This window comes from Bradyrhizobium barranii subsp. apii (assembly GCF_011516635.5).
Classification (GTDB): domain Bacteria; phylum Pseudomonadota; class Alphaproteobacteria; order Rhizobiales; family Xanthobacteraceae; genus Bradyrhizobium; species Bradyrhizobium barranii.
Genome location: NZ_CP096255.1, coordinates 1,926,210 through 1,948,432, shown reverse-complemented (window position 1 = coordinate 1,948,432; position 22,223 = coordinate 1,926,210). Strand labels below are relative to the sequence as shown.

General features: G+C 64.1%; 21 protein-coding genes and 1 tRNA gene. 11 read left to right on the top strand and 11 right to left on the bottom strand.

Translation table 11 applies throughout. The features are described 5' to 3' along the window. Position 1 precedes the first annotated feature (1 nt). The 6 genes from HAP41_RS09275 to HAP41_RS09250 all read right to left on the bottom strand — a co-directional run bounded on the left by HAP41_RS09275 (position 2) and on the right by HAP41_RS09250 (position 5,241). Positions 2 to 370: a YybH family protein gene (locus HAP41_RS09275; RefSeq protein ID WP_166103310.1), complete on the bottom strand. Its 369-nt coding sequence runs from the start codon at positions 368 to 370 to the stop codon at positions 2 to 4. An 80-nt stretch (positions 371 to 450) separates the two neighbouring features. Then, positions 451 to 918: a MarR family winged helix-turn-helix transcriptional regulator gene (locus HAP41_RS09270; RefSeq protein WP_028159428.1), complete on the bottom strand. Its 468-nt coding sequence runs from the start codon at positions 916 to 918 to the stop codon at positions 451 to 453. Between the two features lie 13 nt (positions 919 to 931). Then, positions 932 to 2,542 (bottom strand): acyl-CoA synthetase, encoded by a 1,611-nt coding sequence (locus HAP41_RS09265; RefSeq protein WP_166103314.1) that lies wholly within the window; start codon positions 2,540 to 2,542, stop codon positions 932 to 934. Between the two features lie 124 nt (positions 2,543 to 2,666). Next, positions 2,667 to 3,809 (bottom strand): epoxide hydrolase family protein, encoded by a 1,143-nt coding sequence (locus HAP41_RS09260; protein WP_166103319.1) that lies wholly within the window; start codon positions 3,807 to 3,809, stop codon positions 2,667 to 2,669. Between the two features lie 214 nt (positions 3,810 to 4,023). Continuing rightward, positions 4,024 to 4,479, bottom strand: coding sequence for a GatB/YqeY domain-containing protein (locus tag HAP41_RS09255; RefSeq protein ID WP_028150679.1), 456 nt, complete (start codon positions 4,477 to 4,479; stop codon positions 4,024 to 4,026). Positions 4,480 to 4,512: 33 nt separating this feature from the next. Continuing rightward, positions 4,513 to 5,241 carry an alpha/beta fold hydrolase gene (locus HAP41_RS09250; RefSeq protein ID WP_166103324.1) on the bottom strand — a complete coding sequence of 243 codons (729 nt, stop codon included), beginning with the start codon at positions 5,239 to 5,241 and terminating at the stop codon, positions 4,513 to 4,515. Between the two features lie 146 nt (positions 5,242 to 5,387). Between HAP41_RS09250 and carA the strand changes: the two genes are divergently transcribed. Further along, entirely contained in the window at positions 5,388 to 6,578 is a 1,191-nt protein-coding gene (gene carA / locus HAP41_RS09245) for a glutamine-hydrolyzing carbamoyl-phosphate synthase small subunit (protein ID WP_063985501.1), read from the top strand. A 155-nt stretch (positions 6,579 to 6,733) separates the two neighbouring features. Further along, on the top strand, positions 6,734 to 7,261 hold the full coding sequence (locus HAP41_RS09240; protein ID WP_166103327.1) for a cupin domain-containing protein: 528 nt from the start codon (positions 6,734 to 6,736) through the stop codon (positions 7,259 to 7,261). A 116-nt stretch (positions 7,262 to 7,377) separates the two neighbouring features. Here the strand turns inward: HAP41_RS09240 and HAP41_RS09235 are convergent, their stop codons facing one another. After that, positions 7,378 to 7,902 carry a Dps family protein gene (locus HAP41_RS09235; RefSeq protein ID WP_063985503.1) on the bottom strand — a complete coding sequence of 175 codons (525 nt, stop codon included), beginning with the start codon at positions 7,900 to 7,902 and terminating at the stop codon, positions 7,378 to 7,380. A 115-nt stretch (positions 7,903 to 8,017) separates the two neighbouring features. On the opposite strand from HAP41_RS09235, the gene HAP41_RS09230 reads away from it, so the two are divergent. Together HAP41_RS09230 and HAP41_RS09225 are read left to right on the top strand one after the other, a co-directional pair. After that, positions 8,018 to 8,719, top strand: coding sequence for a class I SAM-dependent methyltransferase (locus tag HAP41_RS09230; protein WP_166103331.1), 702 nt, complete (start codon positions 8,018 to 8,020; stop codon positions 8,717 to 8,719). A gap of 54 nt (positions 8,720 to 8,773) precedes the next feature. After that, positions 8,774 to 8,849: transfer RNA gene (locus HAP41_RS09225), tRNA-OTHER, on the top strand. A gap of 131 nt (positions 8,850 to 8,980) precedes the next feature. On the opposite strand, the gene HAP41_RS09220 is transcribed toward HAP41_RS09225, so the two are convergent. Beyond that, positions 8,981 to 9,352, bottom strand: coding sequence for an ArsR/SmtB family transcription factor (locus HAP41_RS09220; RefSeq protein WP_071909605.1), 372 nt, complete (start codon positions 9,350 to 9,352; stop codon positions 8,981 to 8,983). A gap of 112 nt (positions 9,353 to 9,464) precedes the next feature. On the opposite strand from HAP41_RS09220, the gene HAP41_RS09215 reads away from it, so the two are divergent. The 3 genes from HAP41_RS09215 (at position 9,465) to greA (ending at position 14,927) form a co-directional block, all read left to right on the top strand. Further along, positions 9,465 to 10,634: an MFS transporter gene (locus HAP41_RS09215; RefSeq protein WP_166103334.1), complete on the top strand. Its 1,170-nt coding sequence runs from the start codon at positions 9,465 to 9,467 to the stop codon at positions 10,632 to 10,634. 144 nt (positions 10,635 to 10,778) lie between these two features. After that, positions 10,779 to 14,243, top strand: coding sequence for a carbamoyl-phosphate synthase large subunit (carB, locus tag HAP41_RS09210; protein WP_166103338.1), 3,465 nt, complete (start codon positions 10,779 to 10,781; stop codon positions 14,241 to 14,243). A 210-nt stretch (positions 14,244 to 14,453) separates the two neighbouring features. After that, positions 14,454 to 14,927, top strand: a complete 474-nt coding sequence (greA, locus tag HAP41_RS09205) for a transcription elongation factor GreA (RefSeq protein WP_007596674.1) — start codon at positions 14,454 to 14,456, stop codon at positions 14,925 to 14,927. Between the two features lie 119 nt (positions 14,928 to 15,046). Here the strand turns inward: greA and HAP41_RS09200 are convergent, their stop codons facing one another. Beyond that, positions 15,047 to 15,526 (bottom strand): Lrp/AsnC family transcriptional regulator, encoded by a 480-nt coding sequence (locus HAP41_RS09200; RefSeq protein WP_028150670.1) that lies wholly within the window; start codon positions 15,524 to 15,526, stop codon positions 15,047 to 15,049. 265 nt (positions 15,527 to 15,791) lie between these two features. On the opposite strand from HAP41_RS09200, the gene trxB reads away from it, so the two are divergent. From trxB to HAP41_RS09185, 3 genes are all read left to right on the top strand, one after another. Then, entirely contained in the window at positions 15,792 to 16,757 is a 966-nt protein-coding gene (gene trxB / locus HAP41_RS09195) for a thioredoxin-disulfide reductase (protein WP_166103345.1), read from the top strand. A gap of 5 nt (positions 16,758 to 16,762) precedes the next feature. Then, positions 16,763 to 17,686, top strand: coding sequence for a LysR family transcriptional regulator (locus HAP41_RS09190; protein ID WP_027534296.1), 924 nt, complete (start codon positions 16,763 to 16,765; stop codon positions 17,684 to 17,686). Positions 17,687 to 18,150: 464 nt separating this feature from the next. Continuing rightward, a complete protein-coding gene (locus HAP41_RS09185; protein WP_166103349.1) occupies positions 18,151 to 19,059 on the top strand; it encodes a 4-hydroxy-tetrahydrodipicolinate synthase family protein in 909 nt (302 codons plus the stop codon). A gap of 237 nt (positions 19,060 to 19,296) precedes the next feature. On the opposite strand, the gene HAP41_RS09180 is transcribed toward HAP41_RS09185, so the two are convergent. Beyond that, positions 19,297 to 20,571, bottom strand: coding sequence for an IS256 family transposase (locus tag HAP41_RS09180; protein WP_166064748.1), 1,275 nt, complete (start codon positions 20,569 to 20,571; stop codon positions 19,297 to 19,299). 413 nt (positions 20,572 to 20,984) lie between these two features. On the opposite strand from HAP41_RS09180, the gene HAP41_RS09175 reads away from it, so the two are divergent. Beyond that, a complete protein-coding gene (locus HAP41_RS09175) occupies positions 20,985 to 21,131 on the top strand; it encodes a hypothetical protein (RefSeq protein WP_166103352.1) in 147 nt (48 codons plus the stop codon). Positions 21,132 to 21,206: 75 nt separating this feature from the next. Here the strand turns inward: HAP41_RS09175 and HAP41_RS09170 are convergent, their stop codons facing one another. Further along, entirely contained in the window at positions 21,207 to 21,881 is a 675-nt protein-coding gene (locus tag HAP41_RS09170) for a ParA family protein (RefSeq protein WP_166103355.1), read from the bottom strand. Positions 21,882 to 22,223: the final 342 nt, after the last annotated feature.

The window sequence follows — 22,223 nt, the reverse complement described above, 5'->3', positions numbered from 1 at the left end:
ATCATTTTCCGTAGAAGGCTTCGCTGCGCACCACACGGCCCGCATCGTCGAAATCCATGAACTCGCTGGCGCGCGTGTCGCCGAGCTGCCACCACACCGTCAGGCGCGCGATCGCCTCGTCCCAGCTCCAGCTCAGGATCTTGAGGTCGGCGCTTTCGATGTGGCCATAGGCCTCGCGCCAATAAGCGCGGATGTTCTCGGCGCCGGTGACGACCGGAGAACCGGTCAGTGATAGTGCCAGAGGGCTGCGCATCTGCGCGTCGTCGGCGAAATGCGCGACGACCGCGTCGATATCGACCCGGCACCAGCTCGCGCACCATGCCGCGACAAAGCGCTCGGCGGCTGCGCGATCCATTTTCCGTCCGCTCATTGCGGAGCCCTCCCCTGGCTCGTTGCCGGGAAAGTGGCAAAGCTCGCGCCTCATGTCAACTATATTGACTTGAGAAACCGTCAGTTGTTGTCGGCGATCGCCCCCATGACGGCCATCCATGCCGCCGCACCCGACGCCCCGGCACGATCAAACGCTTCGCGCAGGACCTTGCGCTCGTGGTCCGATGCTTTTTGCTCGATACGTCGCCCGGCCTCCGTCAGGCGCAACAGCTTGGAGCGATGCTGCTCGGGCGCCCGCTTCGATGTCAGGAGCTTCCGCTCCAGCAGCAGATTGAGCGGCCGATTCAGGGCCTGCTTGGAGATGCCGAGGATCTCGATCAGCGAGCCGATCGCGATATCGGGCCGGCGCGCCACCACGTAGAGGATGCGATGGTGTGGGCGCGACAGGCCCTGCTTCGCAAGATATTCGTCGGCCTCCAGCGTCATCCCGCGCCAGCCGTAATACATCAGCTCCAGCGCCGCATCGAGATCGTGCAGCTTCGGAAGTGAGGCGCGGTGAAGCCCCGCAGCTTGAGACGTCTTTGCCATTGTCTGAAAGAGCCTAACCCCGCGCCCGCAGCTCGCGCCGCAGCACCTTGCCCGTCGCCGTCATCGGCAGTGTCTCCGCGAACTCGACGAAGCGCGGATATTCGTGCGCGGCGAGTTGCACCTTCACGAACTCCTGGATTTCGCGCGCGAGCGTGTCGCTTGCCGCGAAGCCGGGACGCAGCACGATCCAGGCCTTGATCGATTCGGTGCGGATCGGATCGGGGATGCCGACCACCGCCGCCATCGCCACCGACGGATGCTTCATCAGCGTGTGCTCGATCTCGGACGGGCCGACGCGATAGCCGGCGGTGGTGATGACGTCATCCTCGCGGCTGACATACCAGAAATAGCCGTCCTCATCCCGCGTACCGAGATCGCCGGTCAGCAGGAATTCGCCGGCATATTTCTTCGCCGTCGCGTCCGGATTGCGCCAGTATTCAAGCATCGTACACGGGCATGGCTGGCGCACGCCGATGATGCCGCGCTGCCCCGTGGGCAGCTCCTCGCCCTTGTCGTTGACGATGCGGACGTCGAAGCCCGGCGTCGCCTTGCCCATCGACCCCGGGCGGATCGGAAACAGGTTGGAGTTGCTGCCGATCACGAGATTGCACTCGGTTTGGCCGAACACCTCATGCGCATCGATGCCAAACGTCTCGCGCACCCAGCCGAGCAGCTCGCCGCCGAGCGATTCACCGCCGGTGAAAATGCTGCGCAGCTTGACGCCTGGATGCTTCACGCCGGCCTGCCGCATCAGCTTCAGCGCGGTCGGCGGCAGGAAGACGTTGCGGACACCGAGGTCGGCCATCATCTCCATTGCCGCCTGCGGCTCAAACTTTCGCGCGCGGTGACCGACCAGGGGGATGCCGTGATACCAGAACGCGAACAGGCCGTTGACGAGGCCGCCGATCCACGCCCAGTCCGCCGGCGTCCACATGAGATCGCCGGGGCGCGGCAAGAAGTTGTGGCACATCTCGACATTCGGCAAGTGGCCGAGCACGACGCGATGCGCATGCAGCGCGCCCTTCGGATTGCCTGTCGTGCCTGACGTGTAGATGATCAGGGCGGGGTCATCGGCGGAGGTGTCGACGGTCGCAAAGTCCTCGGACGCGGTTTCGATCGCCGGCCAGAACGGTTTTGCGCCGGCGTGGACGGCGCCGCTCGTGACATAGATGTCCTGCAGATAGGGCAGCCGATCGCGGACCTTCGTGAGCTTCTCCCAGCCCGCCTCATCAGTGATGATGGCTCTTGCTTGCGAATTCGACAGGCGGAATTCCAGCGCGTCCTCGCCGAACAGCGAGAACAGCGGGATCGAGATCAGCCCGGAGCGGAACGCGGCCATATGCGCGATCGGCAGCTCCAGCGACTGCGACAGGAACACCGCGACGCGGTCGCCGCGCACGAGCCCATCGGCTTTCAGCACATTGGCGAAACGGCGCGACATCTCCGCGACCTCGTCGAACGAGGTGCGCGTGGTTGCGCCGTTCTCGTCGACATAGAGCAGCGCGAGGCGGCCCGTGCCGTCGGCATGGCGGTCGCAGCACGCTTCCGCCATGTTGAAGCGCGCCGGGACGTCCCAGCGGAAGTTACGATAGAGCTCGTCGTAGGTTGCGGCTTCGGTCAGCATGGTCGTTTCCCGGCAGCGTCGTCACGGCCGGGCGTGTCCCGGCCATCCACGTTCTTGTTTCGACCTGAGTTTAAGCGCGTGGGAGCCCGGGACAAGCCCGGGCATGACGATGCGGAGGCATCCCCTAACGGCGCACCGTCTGGAAGAATTTCCTGACGTCGCCAACATACAGCTCCGGCTGCTCGAATGCGGCGAAATGCCCGCCCTTCCCCATCTCGCTCCAGTGCGTGATGTTAGGAAAGTTCGGCTCCATCCAGCGCCTGACCGGCGTGATGATCTCCTTGGGGAACACAGCGACGCCGGTCGACACGTTGACCTTGGGCGTGGTGCGGCGCTTGCCAAAACTCTCCCAGTAGAGCCGTGCGGAGGAGGTCGCCGTCTCCGTCGCCCAATAGAGCATGACGTTGTCGAGCAGCTCGTCCTTGTCAAAAATGTTTTCGGGATCGCCGTTGCAATCAGTCCAGGCCCAGAATTTTTCCAAAATCCAGGCCGCCTGCCCGCTCGGCGAATCCGTCAGGCCATAGCCGAGCGTCTGCGGCCGCGTCGATTGCTGCTTGGAATACCCGGAATCGAGATCGACATAATGCTTCAGGCCGGCGAGCGCGCGCTTCTCTTCTGCCGTCGGCTCGCCCTCGACCTTCGGTGCCGCGTTGAAGGCGAGCGTGATGTGAATGCCGGCGCAATGCTCGGCGTCCTGCGCGCCCAGCGATGTCGTCACCGCCGAGCCCCAGTCGCCACCCTGCGCGCCGTAACGCGCGTAGCCGAGCCGATCCATCAGCTTCGCCCAGGTCGCGGCGATGCGGTCGACGCCCCAACCGGTGGTCTTTGGCTTGGCGGAGAAGCCAAAGCCCGGCAGCGACGGGCAGATCACGTGAAACGCATCCGCAGGATTACCGCCATGCGCGGCAGGATCGACCAGCGGCGCGATCACCTTCTGGAATTCGACAATCGACCCTGGCCAGCCATGGGTGATGATCAGCGGCAGCGCCGATGGCTCCTTCGAGCGCGCATGCAGGAAGTGGATGTCGAGCCCGTCGATCTCGGTGGTGAACTGGTCGAAGCGGTTGAGCTTTGCCTCGCGGGCGCGCCAGTCATAGCTGTTGGCCCAGTAGGCGCAGATCTCCTGAATCCATTTCAGCGGCGCGCCCTGGCTCCAGTCCTCGACCAGCTCCGCCTCCGGCCAGCGCGTGCGGGCGAGGCGGGATTTGAGGTCGGTGAGAATGTCGTCGCTGATGGCGATGCGAAACGGTTTGATGGCGCCGGTCATCGGTTGCCCCCGATTGTTTCTGCGGGAGAGAGTAGACCGGATTGCAGCGCCATCAAAGGTGCCCCTTCTCCCCTTGCGGGAGAAGGTGGCGCGAAGCGCCGGATGAGGGGTTTCTCTCCGCGGAAACTACTGCGAGAGGGTCGCCCGCGGAGAGAGACCCCTCACCCGCCTCGCTTCGCGAGGCACTCTCTCCCGCAAGGGGAGAGGGAGGAAGCTAGCCCGTCAGCGCGGCCTTCACCAGGCCACTGGCCTTGCCGAAATCCATCTGGCCGGCGTACTTCGCGCGCAACACCGCGATCACCTTGCCCATGTCCTTCATGCCGGCAGCGCCCGTCTCCGCGATCGCATCCGCGATCGCCTTCTTCACTTCGTCGTCCGACATCTGCTTCGGCAGATAGGCCGAGATCACCGCGATCTCCTCGCGCTCCTGGGCAGCGAGCTCGGCACGGCCGCCCTTGTCGTAGAGCTCGACCGACTCCTGGCGCTGCTTGATCATCTTCTGAAAGACGCCGAGCAGGTCGGCGTCCGACAGCGGCGGCTTGCCGTTGCCGCGCGCCTCGATGTCGGCGTTCTTGATGGTCGAATTGACCATGCGCAGGGTGGACAGCTTGCGCTCGTCCTTGGCCTTCATGGCCTCCTTGACCGCGTTGTTGATGTCGTCGCGCAGCATGATCGTAATCCCTTCGAATATCCGACGCCTGATCTAGGCCGTTCGCGGCCCCGAGACAACCGGGGCTCCCAGCCATTCGACCAGCGCTCGCGTCGTCGCCTCGGGCTGCTCCGGCTGCGGCAGATGTCCGCAATTGGCCAGGATCACCAGCCTCGCGCCCGCTATGCCCTCCGCCATCTCCTTGGAGAACGCGTTCGGAATCGTGTTGTCCTGATCGCCTGTCAGCACCAGCGTCGGGCATTTGATCGTCGCCAGCGTCGGCCGTGAATCCACCCGCGCAATGATCGCGGTCTGCTGCCGCAGATAGCCTTCGACCCCGACGTCCTCGCCCTGCTCGTGCACGAGCTTTCGAATGCCGGCATCGTCGCGTCGCGAGGGATGCACCAGCTCCGGAAACATCTCCTCACGCGCCGCGCTCAGCTCGCCGCGCCTCGCCCGTTCCATCAGGGCGCAGCGGCGCGCGGTCGCTTCAGGTGTATCGGGCCGGGCCTGGGTGTTGATCAGCGCGAGCTTCAAAACCCGCTCGGGCGCCTGGCGCATGATCTCGAGCGCGATATAGCCGCCCATGGAGTGGCCGGCGAGCGCGAAGCGCGGCGGGGCCTCGCTCAGCACGCGCCGGGCGATCGCCGCCATGCTGTCGTCGCGGATATGATTGGCAATCATCACCGGGCCGAACCGCCAGAGTGCCGGCACCACCGGGGCGTAGATCCGGGCCGAGGAGGCCAACCCCGGAACCAGCAGAAGCGGGGTGGTCTGGTCCATTATTGCCTCGCAAGCCCGGGAAATTGGCGGAAATTATTCTGCCAAGCTTAAGTGCCTGAGGGGACCTGTCAAATATGCAAAAACGCATGTGAATCGGCGCTCGTCCGCTTTGACGGCGGCGCCGGCCCGGACTATGAACCGGGCTCATGACACAACATGACAACGATACCGCCTGGCCGGACCATAAACCGACCGCGCTCCTCGTGCTCGCCGATGGCACGGTGCTCGAAGGCTTCGGTCTCGGCGCCGAAGGCCATGCCGTCGGAGAGGTCTGCTTCAACACCGCGATGACCGGCTATGAGGAGATCCTCACCGATCCCTCCTATGCCGGCCAGCTCATCACCTTCACCTTCCCGCATATCGGCAATGTCGGTACCAACGAGGAAGACATCGAGACGGTGAACATGGCCGCGACGCCCGGCGCGCGCGGCGTGATCCTGCGCACCGCGATCACCGATCCCTCGAACTACCGCGCCACCAAGCATCTCGACGCCTGGCTCAAGGCCCGCGGCATCATCGGCCTGTCCGGCATCGACACCCGCGCATTGACCGCGCTGATCCGCAGCAAGGGCATGCCCAACGCCGTGATCGCGCATGCCAGGAACGGCGAGTTCGACCTGCATGGCATGAAGGAAGAAGCGCGCGAATGGCCGGGCCTCGAGGGCATGGACCTCGTGCCGATGGTCACCTCGGGCCAGCGCTTCACCTGGGACGAGACGCCCTGGCTGTGGGACAAGGGTTTTGGCCGCCAGGACAAGCCTGAGTTCAACGTCGTCGCCATCGACTACGGCATCAAGCGCAACATCCTGCGCCTGCTCGCCGGCGTCGGCTGCAAGGTGACGGTGGTGCCGGCGACGACCTCATCTGAAGACATTCTGGCGATGAAGCCGGACGGCGTGTTCCTGTCCAACGGCCCCGGCGATCCAGCCGCGACGGGCAAATACGCGGTGCCGGTGATCCGGGACGTGATCAAGTCGGGCACGCCGACCTTCGGCATCTGCCTCGGCCACCAGATGCTCGGCCTCGCCGTCGGCGCCAAGACCAAGAAGATGCATCAGGGCCATCACGGCGCCAATCATCCCGTGAAGGACGAGACCACCGGCAAGGTCGAGATCACCTCGATGAACCACGGTTTTGCAGTGGACGAGGCGACGCTGCCGAAGGGCGCGACGCAGACCCACATCTCGCTGTTCGACGGCTCCAATTGCGGCATCCAGCTCGACGGCAAGCCGGTGTTCTCGGTGCAGTACCACCCCGAGGCCTCGCCGGGCCCGCGCGACTCGCACTATCTGTTCCAGCGCTTCGCGGACCTGATGCGACAGAAGAAGAGCGCGTAACGCTGGCTCTCCTGCAGTTGCCTTGACGACATCGAGCCCGGGCCTTGACCCGGGCTCTTGTCATTCCGGGCTCGACGCTGCGGTTCGCCTGGACGCAAGGAACGTCGTCTCACGCCCCTCGTTGATTCCTGCTACGCTCACGCAGGAGCCCTGCCATGTCAGTTGTCCGCGACAATGCCGAGCCACGCGCCATCGTGTTCAAAGATGACGGGCTCGTGCCGAACAACATCCTTCCCTTCCTGGTCTATCAGGGTGCGGTGAAGCTCGATTACAGGCGTCCCGAGGAGACCATCGAAAACCTGTTCGAAGCGAATAGCTGGGGCGGCACGTGGCGCAACGGCGTCTACGACTATCTGCACTATCACGCGACGGTGCATGAGGTGCTCGGCGTCGCGCGCGGAAGTGCCCGCGTCCGCTTCGGCGGCGATCATGGCCAGGAGCTGGAGATCAAGGCGGGCGACATCGCGATCCTGCCGGCCGGCACGGGGCATCAGTGCATCAGCGCGAGCGACGATTTCTGCATCATCGGCGCCTATCCGCCGGGAGCGAAGATGGTGGTGACGCGGGCAACGCCGGAGAACCATGCCAGGGCACTGAAGACGATTCCCGAGGTCGCGCTGCCGCCGGCCGATCCGGTGACGGGCAAGAACGGGGCGTTGATGAGGCTGTGGAGCCGGCCATAAGCGCGACGCCGTAGGGTGGGCAAAGCGGAGCGTGCCCACCAATCAGTTCAAGTCGCAAGGTTAGATGGTGGGCACGGCGCGCAAGAAGCGCGCCTTTGCCCACCCTCCGCAATTCCCTACGCCTCGTTGCCGCCTTCCTGGCGGGTGGCCTCGAACAGGAACCACGTCCGGCGCTCGGTCTCGTCGATGAAGTTTTCGAGGATGCTGGCGCTGGCGACATCGCCGGCGTCGTCGCAGACCTCGTGCGCCTTACGCATCGCGCTCGCGACGTGCTTGTTGTCCTGCATCAGCTCGCGCAGCATCTCGCGCGGCGGGACGTAGTCCTCGTTGTTGTCCTTGATTGTCTGGAGCTTGGCGACCTGGCCGATCGACTTCAGCGTGGTGCCGCCGATCTTGCGGACGCGTTCGGCGAGCTGGTCGGTGGTGGCGAAGATCTGGTCGGACTGCTCGTCGAGCAGCAGATGGTAGTCGCGGAAATGCCGGCCGCTGATGTGCCAGTGGAAATTCTTGGTCTTCAGATAGAGCGCGAACGCATCAGCCAGAAGTACGTTGAGCGCCTCAGAGACCTTCTTGACCCCATCGGGCGACAGATCGGTGGGGGTATCGAGATCGGGCGAGACCTTGGTGGGGGCTTTGCTCACGGGAAACCTTCCTGTTAGGACGCGGACATTGACGGCGCGCCGTCGCACCCCTAACGCAAGGCGGGCAGCGCCGGTTCCTTGACAGGAACCGTTTGGCCGGGACCTACGAAATACCATGGACGATTGGATCGATTATTACGACTCCACGCATACGATCTATGTCAGCAAGCTGCATCGCGACTTGCACTTCCAGATCATCGCGCGGGACATCATCGGCTACATCTCATCGCCCGAGGCGACCGTGCTCGACTATGCCTGCGGCGAGGCGCTGTCGGCGAGCCAGGTGGCCGCGGCCTGCGGCAAGCTGATTCTCGCCGAGCCCGCCCCCGGCGTGCGTGGCCGGCTGATCGCGCGATTTGCCCCGAACACCAAGATCCGCGTCCGCTCCCTCGACGACGTCCGCAAAATGCAGGACCAGTCGATCGACCTCGCGGTGATGAACTCGGTCGCGCAATACATGACGCCGGACGAGCTCGATGCCGCGCTTGTGAACATCCGGCGATTGCTGACCCCGTCCGGCAAGCTCGTGCTCGGAGATATCTTGCAGCCCAATGTCGGCATGTTCAGGGATGTGATGGCGCTGCTCAGCTTCGGCCTGCGTCACGGCTTCCTGAAGGACGCGCTGATCGGGCTGATCAGCACCGCGCTGTCAGATTACCGTCATCTGCGCACGCGCATCGGGCTTCAGCGCTATGGCGAGGACGAGATCGTCGCCAAGCTGACCGCGGCCGGCTTCGCTGTCCAGCGCGCCCACACCAATATCGGCCATAATCGCTGGCGCATGACCTTCATCGCGCGGGCGCCTCTGGTCCGTTAAGCATAATGACTGCCCGAGGTGGCTTGTCACACGCCGATAGGTAAAGATCGTCGCGGCCCGGTGGCGGAAGCGTCTACGCGAGGGCGGTGCAACGCTCTTCATCCTGGTTCAAATCCAGGCCGGGTCTCCAGCCTTCGCTGGCTCCGCCAGCTTCGGCTAGGCAAGCCGTATCGTGCGAAGGCTGCCTCGGCGAAGCCCGAAGGGCGAAGACGGGCACGCTTCGACGGACCGCCCAAAGCAAATTCTCGAAAACTCTCAAATTCAATCCACTTCGGCCGTTTCGCACTCCGACAGCAGCTGTAGCCGGTCGGCATCCTTGGCTGCGGAGCTGAGGACAGCATCGAGCAGCCCCGGAAAGCGCGCGTCCAGATCTTCGCGGCGGAGCCGCATGAAGCGGTTGGTGCCCGCCACGCGCGTCAGCATCAGGCCGCATTCGCGCAGCTTGGCGAAATGGTAGGCGAGGTTGGATTTGCCGGAAAGGCCACTGAAGTCGCCACAGCAGAGTTCGCTGCTGACACGTTCCTGCTGGGCGAGCTGATAGACGATGGCCAACCGGATCGGATCGCTCAGGCAATCCAGAACCATCGGCAGCTCGATCTGCTCGCGGGTGGGATGAAGGGGTGTGCGGCTCATGGTTCGGAATCATAGCAAACTGACCGTGATGTTCAATAGTTCTTGAACCAATTGACTTCTCGACCATCGCATTCAATAGTTCAATAAACGTTGAACATAGGGATATTGTCCAATGAGCGTGTTCTGGCTGGCTCTCGCGGCCTTCGCGATTGGTACCGAAGGCTTTGTCATTGCAGGGCTTTTGCCGTCGATCGCCGCCGATCTTTCGATTTCCGTCCCGGCCGCCGGCCAATTGGTCACCGCCTACGCCCTCACCTATGCGGTGGGTTCGCCGATCCTGGCGGTGACGCTGAACAATATCGACCGCCGCACCGTGCTGGCCCTGGCGCTATCGACCTTCATCGCCGGAAATCTCGTTGCGACGGTGGCTTCCAGCTACGCCCTGCTGCTGGCCTCCCGCATGCTGATGGCGCTGGGCTCCGGACTGTGCATGCCGACGGCGCTCGCCGTATCGGTGGCGGTCGCCGCGCCCGAACGGCGCGGCCGCGCGGTGGCGCTGGTGACCTCGGGCCTCACGGTTGCAACCGTGATCGGCGTCCCGCTCGGCAATCTCGTCGGCAGCCTGCTCGGCTGGCGCGCGACCTTTGCCATGGTGGCCCTGATCGGCGCGGTTGCGCTTGCCGGCCTGCTTCTTGGCCTGCCCCGCGGCCTGCCGCGCAACACCGCCTCGCTCAGCGAACGGCTGGCGGTGGCGCGTCACAGCAATGTCGTGATCGCGCTTCTGATCACGATCTTATGGGCGGTCGGCGGCTTCACCGTGTTCACCTATTTCGCGGTCCCGTTGCACGGCCTCGGCTTCGACGCCGCGCAGATCAGCCTCGCGCTGCTGGTGTTCGGCGGCGCCGCCGCCATCGGGAATATGCTGGGCGGCGTCCTGGCCGACCGGCTCGGGACGCTCGCGACCGCAGGCCTCGGGCTCGCCGGCATGGCGAGCGCCCTGATCCTGCATTCGCTGGTCCTGAAGTTGATGCCGGGACAGGCGCATTATGCGGTGCTGGGCGCAATCTTCCTCTGGGGCATCTCGGGCTGGGCGTTCTATCCGGCTCAGATCGCCAGCATCATCCGGATCGAGCCGCAGGCCTCGATGATCGCACTCTCGCTCAACGCCTCCGCCATGTATCTCGGCTTCGCCATCGGCGGGGCCCTGGGTGGCGCGGTGCTGGCCACCCTCTCGCCAACCGACCTTGGCTGGATCGGCGGATCGAGCGTTGCAGCCTCGCTGCTGGTGCATCTCGCCCGTGGCTGGCACGCACGTCCAAAACCCGTCAAAATTGCCGGTTGATGGGCGTTTTTCGGGGTTTCGCCGCCCCGAAAACTGGTCTAAGACCCACCCGCGCGCGAGGGGAGACCCCGCGCTCTCGGCTCAAGGGGACGCGCGGCAAGCGCGCCCTTTTTTTGTGCCCAAATTCCACTTCGGCGAGAGTTGATGCCCAAACGTACAGACATCACCACCATCCTGATCATCGGCGCCGGTCCCATCGTGATCGGCCAGGCCTGCGAGTTCGACTATTCGGGCACGCAAGCGGTGAAGACGTTGAAGGAAGAGGGCTATCGCATCGTCCTCGTCAATTCCAACCCGGCCACCATCATGACCGACCCGGAATTGGCCGACGCCACCTACATCGAGCCGATCACGCCCGAGATCGTCGCCAAGATCATCGAGAAGGAACGTCACGTCATTCCCGGCGGCTTCGCGCTGCTGCCGACCATGGGCGGACAGACCGCGCTGAACTGCGCGCTGTCGCTGCGCCGGCAGGGCACGCTGGAAAAGTTCGACGTCGAGATGATCGGCGCGACCGCTGACGCCATCGACAAGGCGGAAGACCGCCAGCTGTTCCGCGAGGCCATGACCAAGATCGGGCTTGAGACGCCAAAGTCGCGGCTCGCCAACGCGTCGGAGTTGAAGAAGTCCTTCCGCGACAAGCACCGGGCCGAACGCGAGAAACTGTCGGGTGCCGCCCTCGAGGAACACGAACGGCAATGGGTGCTCGGCGAAAGCGACCGCCGCAAGCGCTACCAGGAATATGCGCTCGGCCAGGCGCTGATGGCGCTGTCCGAGATCGGCCTGCCCGCAATCATCCGCCCGTCCTTCACGATGGGCGGCACCGGCGGCGGTATCGCCTACAACAAGGAAGAGTTCCTCGACATCATCGAGCGCGGGCTCGACGCGTCTCCGACCAACGAAGTGCTGATCGAAGAATCCGTGCTCGGCTGGAAAGAGTACGAGATGGAGGTCGTGCGCGACAAGAAAGACAATTGCATCATCGTCTGCTCGATCGAGAACCTCGATCCGATGGGCGTGCACACGGGCGACTCCATCACGGTCGCGCCGGCGCTGACGCTGACCGACAAGGAATACCAGATCATGCGCGACGCCTCGCTGGCGGTGCTGCGCGAGATCGGCGTCGAGACCGGCGGCTCCAACGTGCAGTTCGGCGTCAATCCCGAAGACGGCCGCATGGTCGTGATCGAGATGAATCCGCGCGTGTCGCGGTCGTCCGCACTGGCCTCCAAGGCCACCGGCTTCCCGATCGCCAAGGTCGCAGCCAAGCTCGCGGTCGGCTACACGCTGGACGAGATCGCCAACGACATCACCGGCGGCGCGACGCCGGCCTCGTTCGAGCCGACCATCGACTACGTCGTTACCAAGATTCCGCGCTTCGCCTTCGAGAAATTCCCGGGCGCATCGACCACGCTAACCACGTCGATGAAGTCGGTCGGCGAAGTGATGGCGATCGGCCGTACCTTCCAGGAGAGCCTGCAGAAGGCGCTGCGCGGACTCGAGACCGGCCTGACCGGGCTCGACGAGATCGAGATCGAGGGGCTGGGCCAGCACGACGACAAGAACGCGATCCGCGCCGCGCTCGGCACGCCGACGCCGAACCGGCTGCTCCAGGTCGCCCAGGCCATGCGGCTCGGCTGGTCGAACGAGGACATCTTCAACTCCTGCAAGATCGATCCGTGGTTCCTCAGCGAGATGCGCGGCATCGTCGACATGGAGGAGAAGGTCCGGAAGAACGGCCTGCCGGGCAACGCCTTCGGCATGCGCACGCTCAAGGCCATGGGCTTCTCCGATGCGCGGCTTGCCGTGCTGGTGGCGTCGACGGAGGCCGAGGTGACAGCGAAGCGCCACGCGCTCGACATCCGCCCTGTCTACAAGCGCATCGACACTTGCGCGGCCGAGTTCGCCTCGCCCACCGCCTACATGTATTCGACCTATGAGGCGCTGTTTGCGGGCGCGCCCGCGGACGAGAGTTCGCCGTCGGACAAGAAGAAGGTCATCATCCTCGGCGGCGGGCCCAATCGGATCGGCCAGGGCATCGAGTTCGACTATTGCTGCTGTCACGCCTGCTTCGCACTGCATGACGCCGGCTACGAATCCATCATGGTCAACTGCAACCCCGAGACGGTGTCGACCGACTACGACACCGCCGACCGGCTCTATTTCGAGCCGCTCACCGCCGAGGACGTGCTGGAGATCATCGCGAAGGAGCGCACGAACGGCACGCTGCACGGCGTGATCGTGCAGTTCGGCGGCCAGACCCCGCTGAAGCTGGCGCGCGCGCTGGAAGCTGCCGAAGTGCCGATCCTCGGCACCTCGCCCGACGCCATCGACCTTGCCGAAGACCGCGATCGCTTCAAGCGCGTGCTCGACAAGCTCCGGCTGAAGCAGCCGAAGAACGGCATCGCCTATTCGGTCGAGCAGGCGCGCCTGGTCGCAACCGATCTCGGCCTGCCGCTGGTGGTGCGCCCGTCCTACGTGCTCGGCGGCCGCGCGATGCAGATCATCCGCGAGGAGAACCAGCTCAGCGACTATTTGCTCGGCACGCTGCCGGAGCTGGTGCCGGCCGACGTCAAGGCGCGCTACCCGAACGACAAGACCGGGCAGATCAACACCGTGCTCGGCAAGAACCCGCTGCTGTTCGACCGCTATCTGTCCGATGCCACGGAGATCGACGTCGACTGCCTTTGCGACGGCAAGGACACCTTCATCGTCGGCATCATGGAGCACATCGAGGAAGCCGGCATCCATTCCGGCGACAGCGCCTGCTCGCTGCCGCCGCACTCGCTCGATGCCAGGATGATCGAGGAGCTGGAGCGGCAGACGCGTGAGCTGGCGCTCGGCCTCGACGTCGTCGGCCTGATGAATGTGCAGTACGCGATCAAGGACGGCGAGATCTACGTGCTCGAAGTCAACCCGCGCGCCTCGCGCACGGTGCCCTTCGTCGCCAAGGTGGTCGGCACGCCGGTCGCCAAGATCGCAGCGCGCATCATGGCCGGCGAGAAGCTCGCCGACTTCAAGCTGAAGAAGGCGGACTTCAAGCATGTCGGCGTGAAGGAATCGGTGTTTCCGTTCGCCCGCTTCCCCGGCGTCGACACGGTGCTCGGCCCCGAGATGCGCTCGACCGGCGAGGTCATGGGCATCGACAGCTCCTTCGCGATAGCCTTTGCCAAGAGTCAGCTCGGCGGCGGCACGCGGGTGCCGCGCAAGGGCACGGTGTTCATCTCGGTTCGCGAGAGCGACAAGACGCGCATCGCCGAGGCCGTTCGCGAATTGCATTCGCTCGGCTTCAAGGTGCTGGCGACATCGGGCACGGCGCGCTTCCTGACCGATCAGGGCATCCCGACCGAGAGGGTCAACAAGGTGCTTGAGGGACGGCCGCACATCGTCGATGCCATCACCAATGGCGACGTCCAGCTCGTCCTCAACACTACCGAGGGCCCGCAGGCGCTCGCCGACAGCCGCTCGCTGCGGCGCGCGGCCCTCTTGCATAAAGTGCCGTATTACACCACTCTTTCCGGGGCCGTGGCGGCCGCGCAGGGCATCCGCGCCTATCTGGGCGGGGACCTTGAGGTTCGTACCCTGCAGAGCTACTTTTCGGAAACCTGATCGCTAGCAACGGCGACGCTTCCGCTAAGTGACTGGCAATGAAGCCACAATGGCCGGAGGAACTGTCCGGCCGTTGTGGTTGTTCTGTTCCGGCGCCAGACCCACATAACCGTTCCGGTGGCCGTATACTCAGCCCCGGAAGTACTGACGAATCAAGGTTGCCGCGCCCTGTGTCTTGCCGGGGCGCGCGGCCGAAGGACGAGAGAAGAGATGGAAAAGGTTCCGATGACAGCGGGCGGCTTTGCCGCGCTCGGGGAAGAATTGAAGAAGCGCCAGTCCGAGGACCGTCCGCGCATCATCGAGCATATTGCGGAAGCGCGCTCGCACGGCGACCTGTCGGAGAACGCGGAATATCATGCCGCGAAGGAAGAGCAGTCCCACAATGAGGGCCGCATCGCCGAGCTCGAGGACAAGCTCGCGCGCGCCGACATCATCGATATTTCCAAGCTGTCCGGCGACACCATCAAGTTCGGCGCCACTGTGACGCTGGTCGACGAGGACACCGAGAAGAAGACGGTGTGGCAGATCGTCGGCGAGGTCGAGGCCGACGCCAAGAAGGGCCGCATCTCCATCACCTCGCCGCTCGCGCGCGCGCTGATCGGCAAGAAGAAGGGTTCAACCGTCGAGGTCAACGCCCCCGGCGGCGCCAAGGCGTATGAGATCACCAAGGTAGAGTGGCGGTAAGGATTTGCCGCCAGGCGCGATGATGTTTTGAAAAGGCCGCGCCCTGCGCGGCCTTTTTGTTTCGGGGTATTGCGAGGGCCGTGTGCCTCTCCCCGCAAGAACCGGGAGAGGGAGAAGGCTTACCTTCTCCCCTTCACATCAAGCGGCACGGCCGCCTCGTATTTCGAATTATGCAGCACCAGCGACGTGCGCACGTTACGCACATGGGGTGCGGCGGTGAGGTGCGTCACGAAATCCTGGAAGGTGGCCATGTCCGGCGCGACGCATTTCAGGATGAAATCGACCTCGCCCGACAGCATCCAGCATTCCCGCACCAGGGGCTCGGCGCGGACGAACTCCTCGAAGGCGCGCAAATCGGCCTCGGCCTGGCTGGACAGGTGCACCGCGGCGAATACGGTGACGTCGAAGCCGAGCTTGCGGGCGTCGAGCAGGCCACGATAGCCGTGGATATAGCCCTCCTCCTCCAGCGCGCGGACGCGGCGGAGGCAAGGTGGTGGCGAGATGCCGACGCGCTTGGCCAGCTCGACATTCGTGATTCGACCGTCGGCCTGGACCTCGGTGAGAATTTTCAGGTCGATCTCGTCTAGGTTCCGCGACACGTGATTGGAACTCCTGGCCTTTGCGGCTGTATTGGTGGATTTGACGCAATCCTCATAGCCAGTCCGCAGCAATTGCGCAATTTTATTGCGCGTGCAGTGCAATCGACTTTTGTTCCCTGTTGGAAAAATCCGCCGACAGGGAATGCAATTCTTGCATAGCTCACCAGAAGGCTTAGATTAGCTCTGATATTTCAGCGCTTCCGCGACGCCTCCCGGCACGTTCCGCACCCGCGCTGCAGATCCCCCGTGAAAGGCGTCCGTCAAAATGTCTGCCACTGTTCATGCAAAGGTCGTCATTATTGGCTCCGGCCCCGCCGGCTACACGGCGGCGATCTACGCAGCGCGCGCGATGCTCGAGCCGATCCTGATCCAGGGGATCCAGGCGGGCGGCCAGCTCACCATCACCACCGACGTCGAGAACTATCCGGGCTTCGCCGACGTGATCCAGGGCCCCTGGCTGATGGAGCAGATGGAGAAGCAGGCGGTCCATGTCGGCACCAAGATCGTCTCCGACCTGGTCACCAAGCTGGAGACTATGCAGCGGCCGTTCCGCCTCACCTGCGACAGCGGCGACGTCTATCTCGCCGACGCCGTCATCCTCGCCACCGGCGCGCAGGCGCGCTGGCTCGGGCTCCCGTCGGAAACGAAATTCCAGGGCGGTGGCGTGTCGGCCTGCGCCACCTGCGACGGCTTCTTCTACCGCAACAAGGACGTCGTGGTGGTCGGCGGCGGCAATACCGCGGTCGAGGAAGCCCTTTACCTCACCAACCATGCCTCGCAGGTCACCATCGTGCATCGCCGCGATCACTTCCGCGCCGAACGCATCCTGCAGGAGCGTCTGTTCAAGCACCCGAAGATCAAGGTGGTCTGGGACTCCGCGGTCGACGAGATCTGCGGCACCGAGAACCCGAACAAGGTCACCCATGTGCGACTGAAGAACGTCAAGACCGGCGCGCTCACGGACGTGAAGACCGACGGTGTCTTCATCGCCATCGGCCATGCGCCGGCGACCGAGCTCGTGAAGGACCAGGTCAAGCTGAAACGGTCGGGCTATGTCGAGGTCGCCCCGAACTCGACCGCCACCTCGGTGCCCGGCCTGTTCGCCGCCGGCGACGTTGCCGACGAGACCTATCGTCAGGCCGTGACGGCTGCCGGCCTCGGCTGCATGGCAGCTCTCGAAGCCGAACGTTTCCTGGCCCTGCGCGCCAGCGAGCGCGCTGCAGCGGAATAAAGATCATGCCTCGAACACGCGACGGATTTACGGATATGGATTGGGACAAGCTGAAGGTGTTTCACGCGGCGGCGGAAGCGGGCAGCTTCACGCATGCGGGCGAGCAGCTCGGCCTGTCGCAATCGGCGGTGTCCCGCCAGGTCTCGGCACTGGAGCAGGAGCTCTCGGTCTCACTGTTCCACCGCCATGCCCGCGGCCTGATCCTCACCGAGCAGGGCGACCTGCTCTTCCGCACCGCGCATGACGTGTTCATGCAGCTGCAGGCGGCGCGCGCCAAGCTGACCGACAGCCGCGAGCGGCCGAGCGGCGACCTCAAGATCACCACCACGCCCGGCGTCGGCATCAACTGGCTGATCCCGCGGCTCGGCGAGTTCACTGCGCTCTATCCGGAGATCCGGATCTCGCTGATCGTCACCGACGAGGAGCTCGACCTGTCGATGCGCGAGGCGGACGTCGCGATCCGCACTCGCAAGCCGACGCAGCCGGATCTCATCCAGCGCAAGTTGTTCGCGATGGGCTTCCACGCCTATTGCTCGCCGGATTACATCAAGCGCTTCGGCACGCCGCGCACGCTCGAGGAGCTCGACTCCCACCGCATCATCACGCTCTCCGACGGCAACTTCGCGCCGCATCTTCAGAACCGCAACTGGCTGGTCGAAGCCGGCCGCAACGGCTCTGGTCCGCGCGAGGCCTATTTCAGAGTGAACAACATCCTCGGCCTTGTCCGCGCCTGTCAGCAGGGCCTCGGCATCGCGGCGCTGCCGGACTATCTGATCGAGGAACAGAGCCGCCTGGTGCAGCTGTTCGGAGAATCGGATTCGATCCAGCTCGACACTTATTTCGTCTATCCCGAGGAGTTGAAGACAGTCGCGCGCGTGCAGGTGTTCCGCGACTTCGTGGTGAGCAAGGCGCAGCGCTGGCCTTCCTGATTTCCGCATGTCTGACATGCGACCTGGACGGTTGCTGCATGGCGCTCGTCGAGCCCATAATGTTTCCACGCTGAGCCTTCGCGTTGCGCATTTGTCCCCCTCCTCCAGTGGCGCGGGAGTTCAATAATCCCTCTTGGAAGGTGATTGTGTCGGCCTCACGTGGCCAATACCTTAAGCCGGGCTCGCTTGAGCCCGGCTTTTTTTCTGTCCCATTCTGGTTTCACGTTCCGCGTGTATTGACAGTTCCACGTACACCCCGCATCATTTGCGAATGATCACGAAGTCGTGCGCAATCTCGTTCAAGGCAGTCGCCTCGAAAAAAGGCCCCCATCCGGGGACCTCGGATTTTTGCGCGCGCTAACACAGCTTCGTCATCGCAAGCAAATCCCGAAACCCCGCCGCCTGGACGGGGTTTTTTCATGTGCCCTCCGTCTCAGGTTTTTTTCCCGAGAAGGAGATGGAACATGACCGGTCTACAAGATCATTTGCACGGACTCTGGCTGCCGCTGGTGACCCCGTTTCGCGACGGCGCTCTCGACGAGAGGTCGCTGCGGCGGCTGACGCGACACTATGGCGGGCAGGCCGTCGACGGCTTCATCCTGGGGGCGACCTCCGGCGAAGGCATGACGCTGCGCGCGGCCGAGCTCGAGCGCCTCGTCGCCATCGTGCGCGACGAGATGGCGGGGGGGCGCCGCAGCATTCCGATCTGCCTCGGACTGTCAGGCGCGGACACTTCGCGGCTGAAGGAACGCCTCGACGAGACCGCGGACTGGCCGATCGACGGTTATCTGATCGCGAGCCCCTATTATGTGCGGCCCTCGCAGCGCGGGCTGCTGGCTCATTTCGAAGCCCTTGCCGATCACGCGGCGTGGCCGATCGCGCTCTACAACATCCCCTATCGCACCTCGGTCAACATCACCAACCAGACGCTGCTGCGGCTTGCCGAACATCGGAACATCGTCGGGCTGAAGGATTGCGGCGCGAACCGCGAGCAATCCATCGCGCTCCTGCGCGACAGGCCGAAGGGCTTTCGCGTGCTCACCGGCGAGGATGCGAACTACCTTGAGGCGCTCACCGACCGCGCCGACGGCGGCATCGTGCTATCCGCCCATGTCGAGACCGCGACGTTTGCGGCCGTGTATGCCGAGGTGAAGCGAGGCAACCACGACGCGGCGCAGGCGCGCTGGCACGAGGTCGCCGAGCTGACGCGCCTGTTGTTCACCGAGCCGAGCCCAGCGCCGGCGAAGTACTGGCTGTGGCGGTGCGGCCTGATCGACAGCCCCGAAGTGCGCCTGCCGATGGTGGAAGTGAGCAGCGAGCTCGCAGCCCAGATCGACCGCGAGATCGAGCGGCGGATGAAAGTCGCCGCGTAGCGCCTCCGCTTCCTCTCTTCACACGCACGCCGCCACCCCCTTCTCCCCGTGCGGGAGAGGGAAGGCAGCGTCGTGTCCGCTCGACACCATCTCAATCCGGAAAGAGATCGACCTATGGACATTCGTCAGTGGCGCGATGCGCTGAAGGCGGCATGGGAACGCGTTTCATATGCGAGGTTATCGGGGATGTCCCGATCGCTGTTGAACTACGTCGGGTCGACGTTGCCGGAATGAATATTACGCAGCCCTCGTGACGTGGGCAACGGACTTGATTGTCATGCGATCGTGGTGAGCTTGAAGGGCCGCACGCAGAACCGACAATTGCTTATGCGCCTTCAATCGTCGGAAGCCCTTGTTGGCCTCGATCATACCGGCCGCGACCCATCGCAAGGCCATACCGGCATCCCGCCAGCGTTTAACGTTGCGCGTGACGCGGCGAATGGTGCCCATCATGTTCTCGGCGATATTGGTACAGGCGAGCGATCGGCGAAGCTCCTTCGGCAACTTCAACCGGACGACAGTCAGGATTTCGTCGAGGCCTTCGAGGATACTGGCCGCAACGCCGGGCCATTGCTGGTCGAGTCGACGCGCGAGATTGCGGATCAATTTTTCAGCCTTGTCGGCGTCATCGAGCTCCCAGGCCTGGCGCAGCACCCGGCGGGTGGCCGCATGATGCTCTTTCGGCAGGCGTTCCATGATGTTGCGCGCCTTGTGGATCTGGCAGCGCTGGATCGCAGCGGCCGAACCGAAGGTGCGGCGGATCGCCTTCGACAACGCCTTCGCGCCGTCGGCGATGAACAGTCTTGGCACCGTCGGGTCGAGCCCGCGCGAGACCAGGTTGTCCAGCAGGGCCTGAACCGTTGCTGCATTCTCGGTCGCCCCTTCCACCAGCGCCAGCGGATGCTTGTTGCCTTCGCCGTCAACCCCGATCGCGGCCACCAGCACGAGATCGTCGTCGAGATGCAGCCCGTCGATTTGGACCACCAGAAGGTCGAGCGCGGACAGATCGGCAGCCATGAAGTCGGCCAGCCGCGCCGCCGACAGAGCCACGAACCTCCGCGAGGCCGCCGACTTCGAAATCCCCGATCCGGGCGGTGCCGGCACGTCACCCTCGGGCAGCCGGACGGCGCGGCCGAACCGGCGCGTCGACACATTGATCAGCATCAGGTTCATCGCCCAGCGACCGAGCCAGTCCTCCTGCGCCGCCGTTTCCCAGCTCGGGATCGTGACCTCGCGGCCGTCCATGCCCCGGACCCGCGGGCGATCGACCTCGATCTTGCCGCCGTGGAAACCGATCCGCCCCCGCGTTCGGCCCCAACGGTGCGCCCGCCGCGCCGCATCACGACCGTGGCGCGGCCCGCAGGCCGCTGTCACATCCGCCTCCATCATCGTGCCGAGCGCCTCGATTCCTGCCGCAAGGCAGAACCGATCGAAGCTCGCTCGCACTTCCGCAAATGATTTCTCCACAGCCCCGGTCGCCGGCCAACCAGCCGGTGTGATATCTCTCGTCATGGCGTTGCTCTCCTTTGTGGAATCAGCACCCCGAGCCTACCGGCTCAAGGTGGGCAACGCCGACCTCTTCAGAAATTCAACAGAACCCGGGACATCCCCGAGTTATCCGACTGGCTGCGGCGCGACATCGGATTGACCGCGGATGAGGTGAAATCGCGCGCGGACTACATCGACGAGATCAGAAGGAAATACAGTGAGTGGGTTTAGCGGCGGCGCGAGTCCTTCACCCTCCCCTGGAGGGGGAGGGTAAGAACGTGCCCCGTAGTTACCCCCGCGCGAACGCGTGCACCGCGCCGGCATGGTTAATCCGTGGTAGCACCTGTGTTCGAATGCGCCCGAAATTGCGATCCGGATTCTTAAAACATCGCGGCTATCACTGGCGCCCATAAGCGAAGAAATCGCGGGGGCGTGTTGTGAATATCCGGAATGAAGTGGCGTCGCATTACGACGCCGGACAGCAGAGCTTTACCACCGAGGACATTCTCTGGGCCGCCGGCATCTGGTCGGTGATCCTGACGCTGTCGCCGGTCATCGTGTTCTACATGCTGATGGTGGCGTAAGGCATCTCCACCGGGCCAAAACGCAAAACGCGCGGACTTCCGCGCGCTTTCCGTCCGGGGAATGATTTATGAAAATTATGCCGCCTGCTTGTGCATTGCGCCAGATGCCGACGCCGTGCCGCGAATAGCCTTCACTGAACGCTCGATCGCCGCCCACAGCCTTGCGATTTCCTGGGCCGCACGACTCTCGGCCTGATACTCGCGCGCGCCTTCGCCGTGGCTGAGCGCCATCAGCAAATCCGAACGGTTGGTGATCTGGCCGCCCCACACCGGCGCGCGGAATTTCGCCAGCGCCTCGCGGGCGATGGTAACGATCGGGCTTTCGGACTCGTCGCGGCGCGCCGGTGCGCCGTTGAGCACGACCGCGTAGGGCTTGCGCGCCGCGCGGCACATCTGGATGGTTTCCTGCACCGCGTTGACGTCGAACACGCCGGGACGTGCCGGAATGACCACCATGGTCGCGTTCTTGATCGCGTCGTCGACGACGGCCGAGAGATTCGGCGGCGTGTCGATCAACACCCATTCATAACCGTCGCGCTTGGCAGCGGAGACGATGCCGCTGACCGAGTTCACCGCAGCCTTGATCGGCGGCTCGTTGGTGCCGCGCAGCTTGTGCCACAGCGTGAGCGAGCCCTGCGGATCCGCGTCCACGAGCATCACCTTGCTCGCCTTGATCTGCGCGGCGAGATGTGCGGCCAGGGTACTCTTGCCCGAGCCGCCTTTACGCGATGCAAAAACAATTACGTTCATACCTCTGGCCTCCAGATTGACCCCAGATCACGAAAATGAATCACCGCGCTGATTCGGGAAAGAAAAATTTACCGGCAGTTGCCTCGGGGCCACGAAATAACAAGACGTGTTGGCTTTTGAGTCACACTGCTTCGCGCGACCAGCATACCAATCGCAACGAAACGCCCTTCACGCCGGCAATCCCACGCTTTTCGGCAGCAACGCCGGAAAAAACGGAATGCAACCTCGCCGCGCAAACCCTCTCGCGACTCTTTTCCGTCGAACGCTGGTAATTGTCGCAGGCGTCCGCACGGCGAGGCGAACAAAAGGAGTCCGGAGGCTGGCGCGCAGCTGATGCCGGCA